The organism is Christiangramia sediminicola (assembly GCF_031344135.1).
GTDB lineage: Bacteria > Bacteroidota > Bacteroidia > Flavobacteriales > Flavobacteriaceae > Christiangramia > Christiangramia sediminicola.
This window is the reverse complement of sequence record NZ_JAVJIU010000003.1, coordinates 363262-378935: the sequence shown is the minus strand read 5'-3', so window position 1 is coordinate 378935 and position 15674 is coordinate 363262. Positions and strand designations below refer to the sequence as shown.

General features: G+C 38.1%; 11 protein-coding genes. 6 read left to right on the top strand and 5 right to left on the bottom strand.

Going from position 1 to position 15674, the window contains the following annotated elements; all coding sequences use genetic code 11:
• Positions 1-33 precede the first annotated feature (33 nt).
• From ftsY to rimO, 4 genes are all read left to right on the top strand, one after another.
• Positions 34-987 carry a signal recognition particle-docking protein FtsY gene (ftsY, locus tag RE431_RS08985; protein ID WP_309561650.1) on the top strand — a complete coding sequence of 318 codons (954 nt, stop codon included), beginning with the start codon at positions 34-36 and terminating at the stop codon, positions 985-987.
• Between the two features lie 4 nt (positions 988-991).
• Positions 992-2626, top strand: coding sequence for an amidase family protein (locus RE431_RS08980; protein ID WP_309561649.1), 1635 nt, complete (start codon positions 992-994; stop codon positions 2624-2626).
• Positions 2619-2903, top strand: coding sequence for a hypothetical protein (locus RE431_RS08975; protein WP_309561648.1), 285 nt, complete (start codon positions 2619-2621; stop codon positions 2901-2903). The genes RE431_RS08980 and RE431_RS08975 overlap by 8 nt, the downstream gene beginning before the upstream one ends.
• A 106-nt stretch (positions 2904-3009) precedes the next feature.
• Positions 3010-4362 (top strand): 30S ribosomal protein S12 methylthiotransferase RimO, encoded by a 1353-nt coding sequence (rimO, locus tag RE431_RS08970; RefSeq protein WP_309561647.1) that lies wholly within the window; start codon positions 3010-3012, stop codon positions 4360-4362.
• Position 4363: 1 nt separating this feature from the next.
• On the opposite strand, the gene RE431_RS08965 is transcribed toward rimO, so the two are convergent.
• From RE431_RS08965 to RE431_RS08950, 4 genes are all read right to left on the bottom strand, one after another.
• Positions 4364-5041 (bottom strand): TVP38/TMEM64 family protein, encoded by a 678-nt coding sequence (locus tag RE431_RS08965; RefSeq protein ID WP_309561646.1) that lies wholly within the window; start codon positions 5039-5041, stop codon positions 4364-4366.
• Between the two features lie 93 nt (positions 5042-5134).
• On the bottom strand, positions 5135-7960 hold the full coding sequence (locus tag RE431_RS08960) for a M16 family metallopeptidase (RefSeq protein ID WP_309561645.1): 2826 nt from the start codon (positions 7958-7960) through the stop codon (positions 5135-5137).
• A gap of 11 nt (positions 7961-7971) precedes the next feature.
• Positions 7972-10410 (bottom strand): M14 family zinc carboxypeptidase, encoded by a 2439-nt coding sequence (locus RE431_RS08955; RefSeq protein ID WP_309561946.1) that lies wholly within the window; start codon positions 10408-10410, stop codon positions 7972-7974.
• Positions 10411-10513: 103 nt separating this feature from the next.
• Entirely contained in the window at positions 10514-11308 is a 795-nt protein-coding gene (locus RE431_RS08950; RefSeq protein WP_309561644.1) for a carboxylesterase family protein, read from the bottom strand.
• Between the two features lie 139 nt (positions 11309-11447).
• Here RE431_RS08950 and bshC point away from each other — a divergent pair, with 139 nt between their 5' ends.
• Entirely contained in the window at positions 11448-13061 is a 1614-nt protein-coding gene (gene bshC, locus RE431_RS08945; protein ID WP_309561643.1) for a bacillithiol biosynthesis cysteine-adding enzyme BshC, read from the top strand.
• Between the two features lie 4 nt (positions 13062-13065).
• Positions 13066-14430 (top strand): pyridoxal phosphate-dependent decarboxylase family protein, encoded by a 1365-nt coding sequence (locus RE431_RS08940; protein ID WP_309561945.1) that lies wholly within the window; start codon positions 13066-13068, stop codon positions 14428-14430.
• Here the strand turns inward: RE431_RS08940 and RE431_RS08935 are convergent, their stop codons facing one another.
• Entirely contained in the window at positions 14431-15156 is a 726-nt protein-coding gene (locus tag RE431_RS08935) for an SIMPL domain-containing protein (protein WP_309561642.1), read from the bottom strand.
• Positions 15157-15674: the final 518 nt, after the last annotated feature.

The following is a 15674-nucleotide window of genomic DNA, read 5'->3' as shown; positions in this document are numbered from 1 at the left end:
AGCCTTCGTTTATATTAAACCAGCCAGAATAAAATGAGCTTATTTAAAAAGATATTTTCTAAAGAGAAAAAAGAGAACCTGGACAAGGGACTTGAAAAATCTAAATCCAGTTTTCTGGATAAGATGAGTAAGGCGGTAGCCGGAAAATCAAAGGTTGATGATGAAGTTTTAGATGATCTTGAAGATGTTTTAGTCAGTAGCGATGTTGGTGTTGCTACTACGATCAAAGTGATCAATAGAATTGAAGAGAGAGTCGCCAGAGATAAATATCTTGGAACCGACGAATTGAATAAGATACTTCGCGAAGAGATTGCTGCGTTACTTTCAGAAACCAATACAGGTGAAGCTTCAGAAATTCATATTCCTGAAAATAAAAAACCATATGTGATCATGGTGGTTGGAGTTAATGGAGTGGGGAAGACCACAACGATTGGTAAGCTTGCACATCAATTCAAAAGTAAAGGAAAAAAAGTGGTTCTTGGGGCTGCAGATACATTTAGAGCTGCGGCAATAGATCAACTTCAAATCTGGGCAGATAGAACCGATGTGCCTATCATCAAACAAAAGATGGGAAGTGATCCTGCTTCGGTAGCTTTTGATACAGTTCAAAGCGCGGTAAAAATGGATGCCGATGTGGTTCTTATCGATACTGCAGGTAGACTTCACAATAAGGTAAACCTGATGAAAGAACTTACCAAGGTTAAACGAGTTATGCAAAAAACCATTCCGGATGCTCCTCATGAGGTTCTATTGGTTCTTGATGGTTCTACCGGTCAGAACGCTTTTGAGCAGGCTAAACAGTTTACTGCGGCTACAGAAGTGACTTCCCTCGCCGTAACGAAACTTGACGGTACTGCTAAAGGTGGTGTAGTGATCGGTATTAGTGACCAATTTAAAATCCCTGTGAAATACATTGGTGTAGGAGAAGGAATTGAGGATCTGCAGGTATTTAATAAATACGAATTTGTAGACTCATTTTTTAAATAATACCATGAAAAAAATTTTACTTCTTCTTGTTGCTGTTGCGTGCTTCAGCTGTAAAAATGATAAATCTGAAAAGACTTCTGAAACTGCTCAAAGTCAGGCTGATTCAACCAACGTTGAAGAGATCGAATACAGGCAGGTAGATTCTAAACTGATTGATAATGATAGCTTATGGCAACCATTTGAGGCAGATCTTTCAGAATTTTCTACAGAAGTCTATGAAGAAGTAAAAGCACTGGTTTTTGAAAAATCAATTCCTGAAATTCAACAGGCGATAGATGATGAAAAGCTTACTTATGAAGAGCTAGCGATGTTCTATCTTACGAGAATTCGTGAATACGACAGGGAGAATGATTTTTCCTTAAATTCAGTCATTTCTTTAAATCCAAATCTTGTAAAGGAAGCCAGGGAGAAAGATGAGCAAATGAATAAAGCTGCGAATCATCATCCAATATTTGGGATTCCGGTACTTCTAAAAGATAATATTAATACTGATGGCATTCCCACAACTGCCGGATCTTATGCGCTGCAGAATAATCAGACTGAAGATGCTTTTATTGTAAAACAGCTAAAAGAGAACGGAGCATTAATTCTCGGAAAGGCAAATCTTAGTGAATGGGCTAATTTCTTTTGCGAAGGCTGTCCTAACGGATTTTCAACCGTTGGTGGGCAGACTTTGAATCCATATGGTAGAAAAATTCATGATACAGGTGGTTCAAGTTCAGGAAGTGGTGTAGCGGTTGCAGCGAATTTCGCACCTGTGGCAGTTGGATCTGAAACTTCTGGTTCTATTCTATCACCTTCTAGCTCAAATTCAGTAGTGGGGTTGAAGCCAACCATTGGTGTTTTAAGCAGAGGTGGAATTGTGCCAATTTCAAGTACACTGGATACACCAGGGCCTATGACGAAATCGGTTATCGATAATGCGATTCTGCTGGATGCGATGGCTGGTGTTGATAATGCAGATCCTGCTTCAACTTCAGCGGGTAAGCAGGATGTCGTTTACTATTCAGATGTTGAAAATGCTAAAATTGAAGGAAAGCGATTTGGTGCTATCAAATCATTAATGGAAGATTCGCTTTACGTTAGGGCCATCAATGATCTTAAAAAAGCCGGTGCAGAAATTGTAGAATTTGAGGCAGAAGAGATCGATCTTCCAAATTTCTTAAGATTACTAAACCTTGATATGAAAAAGGACTTGCCTGCATATTTAAAAAATTATGGAGGGGATGTGGCATATAAGAACGTTCAGGACGTGATCGATTATAATGCTGAAGATTCACTGAACAGAGCACCTTATGGTCAGGCGTTATTTTTAGGAATTGTAAATGATTCAGCAACCGATAAGGAATTTGCAGCGATAAAAGATACTTTAAAGACCAACGGAACAAGATTTTTTGATAAACCGATGAAAGAGCATAATCTGGATGCGGTTTTATCGATCAATAATTATCATGCAGGTTATGCTGCCGTGGCGAAATATCCTGCAATAACAATCCCGATGGGATACACAAAGGAAAGTCGGCCAATGGGACTAACTATGATTGGTAAACCTTTTACTGAAGGGCAATTGCTGAAATTTGCCTATGCTTTTGAAAAGGCAACGAAAAGAAGAAAAACCCCGGAAAACTACGATGAGTAATAATTCTCAAAGATACCTTGTCCTAATCTCAAAGATCATTTTCTTTTACAGTATTTTCTACGTGGTCATGAAGATCATCGCCATATTTGATGATGCAAGGGTGATTCCAAATCTTATTTTATCTCTTCCTTACCTCGTGTTTGCTGTTGTTGGCGGATTTATGGTAAAAAGAAATTCTTACCATTGGGCTTACGTTATTGCTGGAGTGATTCTTATAAGTATTGTGAGATATTATGAAAGGGAATGGATGATTAACCTACACGAGTATTTCTCTTAATAGCTTCAATGTAAAGACTTTCAGGTATATCTAATTTTAGATTGTATCTTTGCACCCGCTTTGATGATTTCTAAAGAAATGATCACGGCTAAAAAGCAAACGGTTTATGAGGACGAAGTCACTTAAAAAGAACAGGATCAACGTGGTAACCCTTGGTTGTAGTAAGAATGTTTACGACTCAGAGGTTTTGATGGGGCAGTTAAAGGCAAATGATAAGGACGTTGTACATGAAGAAGACGGGAATATCGTAGTGATCAACACCTGCGGATTTATTGATAATGCAAAAGAGCAGTCGGTAAATACCATTCTTGAATTCGTTGAGAAGAAGCAGCAGGGAGATGTAGATAAGGTATTCGTGACGGGTTGCTTAAGTGAACGTTATAAACCTGATCTTCAGAAGGAAATTCCTGATGTAGATCAATATTTTGGAACTACCGAGCTGCCCGGATTGCTATCTGCTCTGGAAGCCGATTATAAGCATGAGCTAATTGGAGAACGCTTAACAACTACTCCAAAGAATTATGCTTATTTAAAGATCGCTGAAGGTTGCGATAGGCCATGTTCGTTTTGTGCAATTCCGCTTATGCGTGGAGGGCACAAATCCACACCAATTGAAAACCTGGTAAAAGAAGCTGAAAAACTTGCTGCTAACGGAGTTAAAGAATTGATCCTTATCGCCCAGGATCTTACATATTACGGTCTGGACCTTTATAAAAAGCGTAATCTGGCTGAATTGCTTGAAAATCTTGTAATGGTAGAAGGTATCGAATGGATAAGGTTGCATTATGCATTTCCAACAGGATTCCCAATGGATGTACTTGAGGTGATGAAGCGAGAGCCAAAGGTTTGTAACTATTTAGATATTCCGCTGCAGCACATTTCAGATGATCTTCTGAAATCTATGCGACGTGGAACCACTCATGAAAAGACTACGAAACTTCTGAAGGAATTTAGAAAAACAGTTCCGGAAATGGCGATCAGAACAACTCTTATCGTGGGTTATCCAGGAGAAACTGAGGAGCATTATCAGGAATTAAAAGAATGGGTGAAGGAAATGCGTTTTGAGCGTCTTGGTTGTTTCACTTATTCCCACGAGGAAAATACTCATGCTTATAATCTTGAAGACGACGTGCCTCAGGAGGTGAAGCAGGATCGTGCGAATGAAATAATGGAAATTCAGTCTCAGATCTCATGGGAACTGAATCAGCAGAAAATTGGAGAAGTTTTCAAAGTAGTAATAGATCGTAAAGAAGGAAACTACTTTATAGGTAGAACCGAATTTGATTCTCCAGATGTTGATAACGAGGTGTTGATCGATGCAACTTCAGTTTACCTGAAAACAGGTGATTATTACGAAGTAAGGATCACAGATGCTGCCGATTTTGACCTTTATGGAGAGCCACTAAATGTGACTGCTGAAAAGCCTAGGCGTAAAGAGATCAAGGTTAGAACTGAATAGTTTACTCCTTATTCCTTTTTCGATAATCTATATAAACATAGATCCCGTAAATAAGAATTCCGGCACCACCAATCCAGTAAAGACCGTTTTTCAATTTATCGATATCCTGCGCAAAATAAGCGATGGCAAAAGATAAAGGCACAATTCCTGTAAGTGTAGCTAAGATGAATTTTCTATAGGTCATGCTCAACATTCCGGCAACGATACTTATAGCATCATTAGATAGAAATGGAGATATTCTGAATATAGCAATGGTCCAGAAACCATAATCTGAAACCCAGTATTCCACCTTCTTATTTTTAGATTTACCCATGAGCTTTTCAAGATGATCTTCGCCGAGCCATTTCCCCAGGTAGAAAGCGATGCTCGAGGCGCAGAAAACTCCGGCTATAGATATCAAGGCTCCGCCCCAGAATCCGTAAGCAAGCACAGCTACGATCATTGGGAGCCATGATGGGAATACTACCAGGAATATTTGCAAGACCATAACGACAATGATCGCTATAGGTCCCCAGAAGCCAAAACTTTTAAAATGATTGTGAATTTCATTTTCATCTTTACTCCATAGGATTTGCCAGGTTTCATTGATGAATTCCTGGAATGGAGGATATAAAAAGTATAAAAGAATCAAGCCGGCTACAATACTTCCGGTGACAATGTAGGACAGTTTTTTAGTCAATTTGTGGTCTTTCTGGTTGGAATTTCTTGAGCAGAAGATATAAAAAAGGCGGAAATGTAAATTCCCGCCCAGACTTAAATCTTTTATAAAGTTTTAATTTTCAGATTGCTCATTCAAAAGAACTGGCGTGCCAAAACCTAGATCTTCCAGTTTTCCCATTTGAGTTTCAGCATCACCAACAATCAGGTAAAACATTTTTTCAGGATCAATATATTTTTTTGCCAGGTCCTGAACATCGAGTACGCTCATATTTTCTACCAGGCTCTCCCTTTGCTTGATATAATCATAATCATAGCCAAAATCACTAATTTCTCTAAGCATGTTTAATTTAGCACCCAGGGTTTCAAAACGTCTCGCATTACTTTTGATCATATAACTTTTAGTCACATCAAGATCTTCCTGATTAAATGTCTGAGGATATTCCATTAGAATATCACGAACCAGTTCAGCTGCTTCATAAGTAATATTAGATCTCACTCCGCTAGAAATCATAAATGGTCCTACATAAGACTGGTCAGCGAATCTAGATCTAATTCCGTAGGTATAACCTTTTCCTTCTCTAAGTTCCTGAGTAAGCCTTGAAGCGAATCCGCCACCGCCTAGTCTGTAATTCATTACCTCTGCAGGATAAAATTCTTCATTTTTAGCTGAAAGGGCAGGAGCGCCAAATGCAAGCACAGATTGTTTTGCACCCGGAACATCATAGAAATATACACCGGATTTTTCAGGTAGTTGAAATTCAGGGACCTCTGGAAAACTTACATTTTTCGGTGCCCAGTTTGCTGAGATCGCCTTAATGGAATTTACAGCTTCATCTTTTGATACTGCACCAACTGCCATAAAAGTAGCAGCTAAGGGTGATAGATTTTCTTCGTAATAGTTTTTAAGATCTCCAATGCTCAAATTTTCAACGGTCTCTGGTGTGCCCAGTTCATTAAATGATAGAATACTCTTCTCGCCATATATTAGCTTTTTAAACTCATTTTGAGCTATAGCATTTGGATCACCTTTTTCTTCCTGAAGCCTGCTTAAAGTTTGTTGCTTAATCAATTCAAATTCTTTTTCATCCCATCTTGGTTCCAGTAGTATTTCCTGAACAAGATCTATGGTTTCCTTAAAATTCTTAGCTAAAGTATTTCCGGAAATTGTGATCTTTTCCTCACTTGAATTTACGTAGATAGAGGCACCCAGAAGTTCGATCGCTTCCTCCAGTTCTGCAGGAGTTTTTTTGGCCGTTCCTTTTGTCATCATATTAGCAAGCATATTTGAAACACCTGCTTTTGCCGGACTTTCCAATAACTGTCCACCTTTCATTTCTAGACTGAATTGAACAACTGGAACCTCCGTATTTGTAATTCCTATGATTTGCATTCCTGAAGGCATTCTTGAATCCCAGATTTCCGGGATAATTAATTCAGGTTTGCCCTGATAAGGCGGTTCCATACTTCTATCAAATGATGATGGTGTTTGCTCATACGAAACTTCCGTGCTGACGTCAAAATCCTCCTCAGCTCCTTCAACGATCTTTTCTTCTACAACTTCAGCTTTTTCTGAATTCTCTAGTGCCAGTTCTATCTGTGCTTTTGGAACAAAACTGGTCGCGATGAAATTCTTATCCTTTATATATTTATTGAAAACACGTAGCACATCTTCTTTAGATACGGCAAGTAATTTATCGATCTCTTTATTGATGAAATTAGGATCTTTAGCGAAGATCTCATACTGCGCTAGTTGAAAGCCTTTACCCAAGACGCTAGAAATTGAGTTGTAAAAATCAGTTTCCAGTCCGGCCTTGATCCTTTTCAGATCTTTTTCAGGAATTCCATTTTTTTCAAAATCCTGAAATGATTCTTCAATAGCCATTTTTACTGAATCCAGGTCTTTACCGTCATAAGCTCTCACCTGTAACATCAATTGCCCAGCCAGCTCAGAAGTGTAATTGAACATATTCACACTACCGGTGAGCTTTTTTTCTTCTACCAGCTTCTTATAAAGTGGAGCGTTTTTTCCTTCAGATAAATAATTTGAAAGTATCTCTAGGGCGAAAGAATCTTCATGATATGAATAAACCGAAGGCCAGGTTAAGGTTAGTTCCGGAAGCTTAGCAAAATTATCCTCGTGGTAAAGTCGCTTCGATTCCGATAAGGTGACCAGTTGTTTCTTTAATTCCTCAACTTCAGGCCCTCTTTCTATTTCATCAAAATACTTATGAACCCATTCTTTCGCCTGATCTTTATCAAAATCTCCTGAAATCGTAAGAATCACATTATTCGGGACATACCATCTGTTGTAAAAATCCTTGACGTCCTGAAGTGTAGCATTTTGAAGATCCTCGAGGCTTCCAATCACCTGCCAGTTGTAAGGATGGTCTTCGGGATAAAGGTTTTTGTCTACCACATAAAAAGTATGTCCGTAAGGTCTATTATCCACGCCCTGGCGTTTTTCATTTTTAACTACCTGTTTTTCTTTTGCCAGAACAGGCTCAGTTACCGTATTTATAAAAAATCCAAGTTTATCAGCTTCTGCCCAGATCATTTTTTCCAGTGCATCGTTCGGAACAGTTTGAAAATAGTTGGTTCTATCTCTACTAGTAGAGCCATTCGCTCCTGAGCCTCCAATTCTCGCACTCAGTTTATCCAAACCACCCTTCCCCAGGTTTTCAGATTCGAGGAAAAGTAAATGTTCAAATAGATGAGCAAAGCCCGTTCTCCCTTCTTTTTCTCTGGCAGAACCAACGTGTGCAGTTAAGGCAACCGCCACCACAGGATCAGATTTGTCCTGATGAAGTATCACCTTTAAACCGTTTTCAAGGTTGAAAGTTTCAAAGTCTACTGAAAAGTTTTCTGATTTTTCCTGAGCAAAGGCTGAGTTAAAGCCGCATAGAAAAAGGAGCAAAAATATAGATTGGATAAATTTCATAGTATTTCTAATTAATAGTCGTAACCAGTATTATTTGTAAAGAAGATAGCATTCGCAAAAAATAGTTTTCCGTTTTCCCAGAAAGCTCGGAATAATGGGTTGTCAACCATATAGATCACACTACCGTTCCCCATGGGTACCTCCCCGAAAACGAGTGAATTCTTTAGATTCTTTTTGGCTTCACTTCCGGCAAATCCTGAAACTACCTTAGGTTCCAGAATATATGAAATATTAAAACCGTCGGCGAGCAACGAATAGCTGTCATTACTTAATTTCAGCGTAAAATATTTATCGCCATAGCCAAAAGCCAGAGGGTGTGTGTTATCTAGTTTTGTTTCGATTATACTGCCGGTAATCATGTTCTTGATGCTTTCGCGTTCACGATCTGCATATGGAATGAGTCTGGAATTTGTATTGGTTGAATCTTTTTCAGTTTTCTTGTTTTCTGATATTCCGAAACTTTCTTTCTCGCTAAAATTTCCAACAGCATTTCCAATAGCGATCAATTTACCTCCAGATTTTATCCATTTTGAAATCTTATCAATATTCTCTTCTTTCAAAAAGTCGCTGTACCAGCCTTCAGGAATGATAAGAACATCAAAATCATTCAGGTTGACCCTATTAAAATAATCGGTATTCAATGGTGTAACTGGATAATTAAGATCCTGCTCAAAGAAATACCAGATCTCTCCAAAATTAAGGGAAGAAACCTCGTTGCCTTTAAGAACCGCTACTTTCTGGTTGTTAATGATCTTAATGGAAGCTGAACCAAAATCTGGTCCTGAGCCGGCAAAACTAGTTTCTGCATTATGCATTTCCCGCTGATGCTGGTTGGCGATCTCGATCACTTTCTGATCAAATTCATTATTTTTCAGATTATCGCTTCTAGTGATTATTATACTTCCCGGAGCAAATTTCTTGGAATCACTTTCAAATGAAACTTCACTGAATCTTACCTTAATATCATTTTTAATAAGGTCTGCCAGGAATTGAGCATCCTGTAAACTATTCCATTTGGTGATATATCCTGGAGTTTCAGAATTTACTGAATTCTGAATTTCATCTTCCTGTTTAATTTCTGAACCTGATATTTTTTTTGTGCTGGCCACTGCATCTAAACCGTAAGCATAAGGTAAACTCCATGCAGTAATGTCGTATGTTAACGAGTCCATCAACTTAGTCTTTGGCTCAAATAAGACCTTCACCATTTTACCTTTAGGCTGATCTGTTGAGACGATTAAGGTTTCGTTATTAGCCTCTAAAGAACCATTGGAATTAGAGTTGAAATTGTGTCCGTTAATCTTTCCGGAATTAGCGTAAGAATATGAAATCGCATGCCTGTCTAATAATTCCTTCAATGAATTCAACTTATCTGTACTTCCTTTAAGGGCATAACTTTGATAGTCAAACCCTTCGGATTTGAAATAGCTTTTGAATTCTTTATTTAATTCAGATGCGTTTTTGGAGGCAACTTCAATGGTAGATAAGCCCGTGATATAATGATGCTCGAGGCGATCCTTCAATGTGAGTGTATAACCTTCATCTGTTTTAATACCTAATCCTGCTCTTCCATGGCCAGCCTGCTCGTAGGTCATACCAATTGCTCCCATATAAGTAGGATAGGTATCACCATAACTTGGATAGAGCAGATCGAACCTTTCTCCAGTGAAATATAACCAGCCTTCCTTGTCAAAATATTTCGCGTGATTTTTCCCGATCCTGGTCTGGAAATCCCTCTGGAATGGAGAGATAACTTCATGAAATGGTTCAGCCGCCGGCGCAAAATAATATGGGTCATTAATTCCCTGTTCATGAAAATCAACATGAATATGCGGCATCCATTGATTATAGACCTTAAGTCTTTCCTGAGTTTCTATTTGAGTAGCCCATGCCCAGTCTCGGTTCAAATCGAATAGATAGTGGTTTGGTCTACCACCCGGCCAGGGTTCGTGATGTTCAGCAGCCTGTTGTGAGATGTTATATGGCTCAGATTTCACCTGGTTATACCAATTGGCATAACGATCCCGTCCATCTGGATTAACGCACGGATCTATGATAACAATAGTATTTTTAAGCCAGTCTTTTTTTTCAGTGATAAGCTTATAGAGTGTTTTCATTGAGGCTTCGGTACTGGAAGCTTCATTTCCGTGAACATTATAGCTTAACCAAACAATTGCTTTTTCTGATGTAGCATTTCCATTTTCTATTCCGGTGGAATTTAAATGAGCTTTTCTGATATCTTCTAGATTAGAGATATTCTCTTCTGAAGAGATCACAGCATAAGTCAGAGGTCTGCGCTCATTTGTTTTTCCGTAAGTGTGGTACTCAACTAAAGCAGAATTCTCAGCAATATGATTGAAATAATTAACTACATCTGCATGTCTTGAAAATTGAGAGCCGAGCTCATAACCAAGGAATTCGGCAGGAGTTTTTAATTCCTGCGAATTCATATGGTTTATAAATAATACTAAGCCTAGTAATAAGGAGAGTTTCTTCAAAATTCTGGATTTAAAAATTGAAAGTATCCAAAATTAAGTAAAAAACTATTGTGTTTTAATTCCAAACTTCCTCTCGAAGCCATTTTGCTGCATTCTTCACCGGAGGAGTGTATTCACAAGGATTATAGTGAGTAAGTTCCGGAACAACTTCAAGGGTTACGTCTGTACCTGCACTTCTTGTGGCTTCCACCCATTCTTCGGTTTGCTCTACAGGGAAGAGTTCGTCTTCTTCACCATGAATTACATAAAGAGGTACGTCGATAAGTCGGGGGTCACCAACGGTGTTATACGTATTGTAAGAACTAGCGATTGGGATGGCAGCACTAAATAATCCAGGAGTAGTTTCAGCATATTTCCAGGCGCCATTACCTCCGTTGCTGTAACCGGTAACTACAACTTTGGAATCATCTACATTCTGAAATTTATTTACGAGGTATAATAGTCCAAGAATCATATCCTGATTGAATGGGTCATCCCATAGATCTATACCTCCATTCGGACTTAAAATTATCGGGTCAATTTCAGCGAAACCTTCTTCAGCATAACAATCTGTGTATTTATGTGCATTTTGATCTCCTCCTGAAGCTCCATGTAGTGTTAAAACCAGTGGTCTTGGAGAATTAGCCTCACTTTCCGGAATTATGATCCTGAAATTCCAAGGATTTCCACCTCTGTTATCAATGCTAACATCATTGGTGCCGGCGCTAAGGTTTAAAGCCTGGTAATCTGCCTCAATGTCTTCAAGAGTTCTATCTGGTTCAGGATTTTCATCATCGTCTGATGAGCAACTCGTTAATACGACAGTAAATAATAAGATGAATAAAGGAGTAAGTAATTTAAATTTTTTCATGATGAATTTTTAATGATTACTCTAATGTAATAATTTTCATAGAATGTTAATCTTATTCCAAAGATTATATAGGGAGGGCGATAGAATTTAGTTTCCTCTTCAAAAGGTTTTATCTTTACGGTAATTATTAAGAGAATTAATGGCTACAGACCAAATTACTTACTCCGAAACCAATTACTTTTCCAAACTTATGCTGGATTATCTTTCTGAAAAGGAAGAATTGAAGCAGCTCTATAATCGATTTCCAACACTGGATAATTTTGAGGATCAGATCATAGATAAAAAAAGTAATTACGATCACAGCATTAGAGAAGATCTTGCACAGGTTTTAAACGACCAATATTCCAGTTTAGAAACTTCAGAAAGAACGAAGGATAACATAGAGAAATTAAAGTCTAAAGATGCATTTACGATAGTTACCGGGCATCAGTTAAATCTGTTCACCGGGCCTTTATATTTCTTATATAAGATCATTTCTACGATCAATTTAACTGAAAAGCTCAAGGAGAAATTTCCGGAAAAAGATTTCGTACCTGTTTACTGGATGGCTACTGAAGACCATGACTTTGAGGAGATCAATTTCTTCAATTTGAACGGCAAGAAATTCAAATGGAACAATGCTGATGTGAGAGCCGGTAGCACAGCCGTTGGCGGACTTTCAACAGAAGGATTGGATGAAGTTTTTAAATTATTCTCAGCAGAAATTGGTGGCGGTGATAGTGCAGAATATCTAAAGGAGTTATTCAAAAATGGATATCTGGAGCATGATAATCTTACAGATGCAACTCGCTATATCGCTAATGAATTATTCGGAAAATATGGTCTGGTGATCGTTGCTGCAGGGGATGCGAGATTAAAAAAGCATTTTATCCCTTATGTGAAAAATGAATTACTGGAGCAGGTCTCAAATAAAAAAGCTTCAGAAAGCGCTGAAAAATTAAATGCTCTAGGCTATAATGTCCAGGTGAATCCAAGAGATATCAATCTTTTTTATCTCACCAGCGATTTGCGTGAGCGTATTATTGAAAGAGATGGGAATTATTATGTACATGAGACGGAAATATCCTGGACGAAGGAAGAGATTTTAAAGGAGCTATATGAGCATCCGGAAAGGTTTAGTCCCAATGTTATGATGAGGCCTTTATATCAGGAAGTGATCCTGCCAAATCTTTGTTATATAGGTGGAGGTGGAGAAATGGCTTACTGGTTGGAGCTTAAAGAGTTTTTCGAAGCAGAAAATGTCACTTTTCCAGTATTGCTATTGCGAAATTCAGCTCTGTTGCAAACCGAGAAGCAGAACGCTAAACGAGAAAGACTTAATATTTCTCTTCAGGAATTATTTCTGAAACAACATGAACTTATTAATAGAAAGGTTCGTAAGATTTCGAATATCGATATAGATTTTTCTCCCCAGAAAGAACATTTGGTGAAGCAATTTCAGCAAATGTACAGCCTGGCAGAGAAAACAGATGAATCTTTCCTGGGAGCTGTGAAGGCACAGGAAGTGAAGCAGTTGAAAGGTCTTGAAAACCTTGAAAAGCGACTTTTGAAAGCTCAAAAACGTAAGCTGAAGGATGAGGTGGAAAGAATCGCTAGCCTGCAAAATGAATTATTTCCTAATCGTAGCCTTCAGGAAAGACAGACCAATTTTTCAGAATTCTATACTGAATACGGTGAAGAATTAATAGATATGCTCAAGGAAAACCTAGATCCTTTAGACGCTAATTTTAAAATATTGACTTTTGGAAAATAACAGAATGCATACTATAGATATGGACCTGGTTGAAATGACCCTGGATGTCATGAAGTATACCATAGACCGTATCTCTAATGTTACTCCGGAACTTGGTTCACCAAAAAAAGAAGAAGATCTTTTAAGAATAGTTGGTGAAACGATAACTCCTGAAGGTATTGGTGGTGAAAATGCATTTCAGTTGTTCAGGGATGTGCTGGTAAAAGCGACGGTCCCCATTGATCATCCTCGTCATTTAGCATTCGTACCGGCCGCACCAACCAGGGCTGCGATCATGTTTGACCTTGTGACATCAGCCTCGAGTATCCACGGAGCTTACTGGATGGAAGGAGCCGGTGGAATTTTTTGTGAAAACCAGGCTATGAAATGGTTGGTTTCGCTAACCAAATTACCTGAAGGTGCGTTCGGTGTATTTACAAGTGGTGGTACTGCGGCAAACCTTTCGGCACTGGTAACAGCTCGTGAAGAGTGGAGGGAGCAAAAACCCGATCACGCCAAGGAAAAAGCGCTGTTATTAACTTCTACAGGAGCACATAGTTCAATAAAATCCATGGCAAAAGTGATGGATGCTGATGTGCATCTTATTGATTCCGGAGAAGAATTCCTTGCTGGCGATGAACTCAGGAAAGCTATTGAAAATCTTAATGAAAAGGATAGAAACAGGCTTTTCGCGGTCGTGGCTACAGGGGGAACTACGAATGCGGGAATAATTGATGATCTTAAGGGTATTTCAGAGGTTTGTGAAACAGAGAATGTCTGGTTGCATGTAGATTGTGCTTATGGTGGCGGTGCGCTCGCAGCGAACTCTGTAAGACATTTATTTAACGGGATCGAAAAAGCAGATAGTATTACCATAGACCCGCATAAATGGCTATTTTCTCCATACGATTGCGGAGCGGTTATTTATAAAGATTTAGAACTGGCTAAAAAAGCTCATTCTCAAAAAGGAGCTTATTTGGAAATTTTCAAAGATGAAGGCGCTCAGGGATTTAATCCGGCAGATTACCAGATCCAGCTAACCAGAAGACTTAGAGGAATGCCGCTCTGGTTTTCCCTGGCTATGCACGGAACGAATAAGTATAAAGAAGCTATAGAAAGAGGAATCGAACTGGCGAAGATCGCCGCGGATAAGATCGAAAAAAATGAGAATTTAGAGCTGGTTAGACCGGCAAGCCTTTCCGTAGTTTTATTTAAAAGAAAAGGATGGAGCGCCGAAGATTATAGGGACTGGACGTATCGAAACCATAATTCAGGATTTGCCTTAGTAACTCCGTCTATCTGGAAAGAAGAAAGCGTTGTTCGTTTCTGTTTTATTAATCCTGATACTACTGAAAAAGATATTGAAGAGATCTTGAAAACACTGGATTAATTAATCTATTTCAAATTCCAGCCTCATTGTAATTGAAGCCGTCTTATTCTTATCGGCAGTATTATACGCTCCGCTCCAGCTGTAATCTTCACCGCTATTCTGTCCGGTAATTTGGAATACGCCCATATTGGCATTTTTTAAATCTCCCAGTGTTTCTCCGCTGTTCGCAGCGATTTTTTCAGCTCTTAACCTCGCATCTTCTGTAGCCTTAGAGATCATCTCGATCTTAAGATCGGCGATCTTCGTATAATAATATCGTGGTGGAGACGAATTGAATTGAACTCCTTTATTTAATAATTCGGTGATCTCTCTTGAAACACTTTCAATAAGCTCAACATCATTAGATTCGATCTTTATGGGTTGTATTAATTCATAGCCTTTGAAGATACTGCCGGTGTAATTTCCATTTTGATATTGATTCTCTCTTTGTTCTTGTGTTTGAACGGAATTGAAAACGATATTTTCCTGTTTAATACCTTTTTCGATAAGGTATTTTCTAACGATCTCTTTATCGCTATTAAGTTGATTATAAGCTTGCTCAAGATTAGGGTTCATTCTGCTGAATCTGCCTTCCCAAACAATAAGGTCTGATATAAAATTCTCGCTCCCTGAACCGGTTACCGAAATAACTCCGTCTGGGTTGGCTCTGGATACATATGAATTTCCTAGAAAATATGCTGCAATAATGATGGCGATGGAAAATATGATCGCGCTGATGTACTTCATAAAGAGAATTTTATAATTCTTTAAATATAATTGAAAATCTATTTGGAATAGATTGAAAATTTTTAAAGCTTTCTTAGATCAAAAAGATCCTCAAATTATTGAGGATCTTTGTGGTAGGGCAAAATAAGGTATTCCAAATTTTTAAACCAGTATATAAGTAAGAGATAAAATCACGATTATAATAATCCCATATTGAATCACATTTTCTCTGGTTCTGGCCGGATTTGAGAGCCAGGCAGATTTTGCAAACCTATCTTCATTTTTATTTCGTTATAGTCACATGGCTAATTTGATTGGGACTTCATAAAATTAGTCTATATAGATCCAAAAGAAATTACAATGGATGCGAAACTTATATTAAAAATTTAGCTCAAATCTTAAAATTGAAGATATTTTTAGTAATAATGAAATAATTTATTTAAAACTCTGTTTTTTTTATAATGAGAATTGAAAGTAATTCGGAAACTACAATTATAGAATGAATTAAATTTAATAGGCTCATATCATTTTATTTTTGG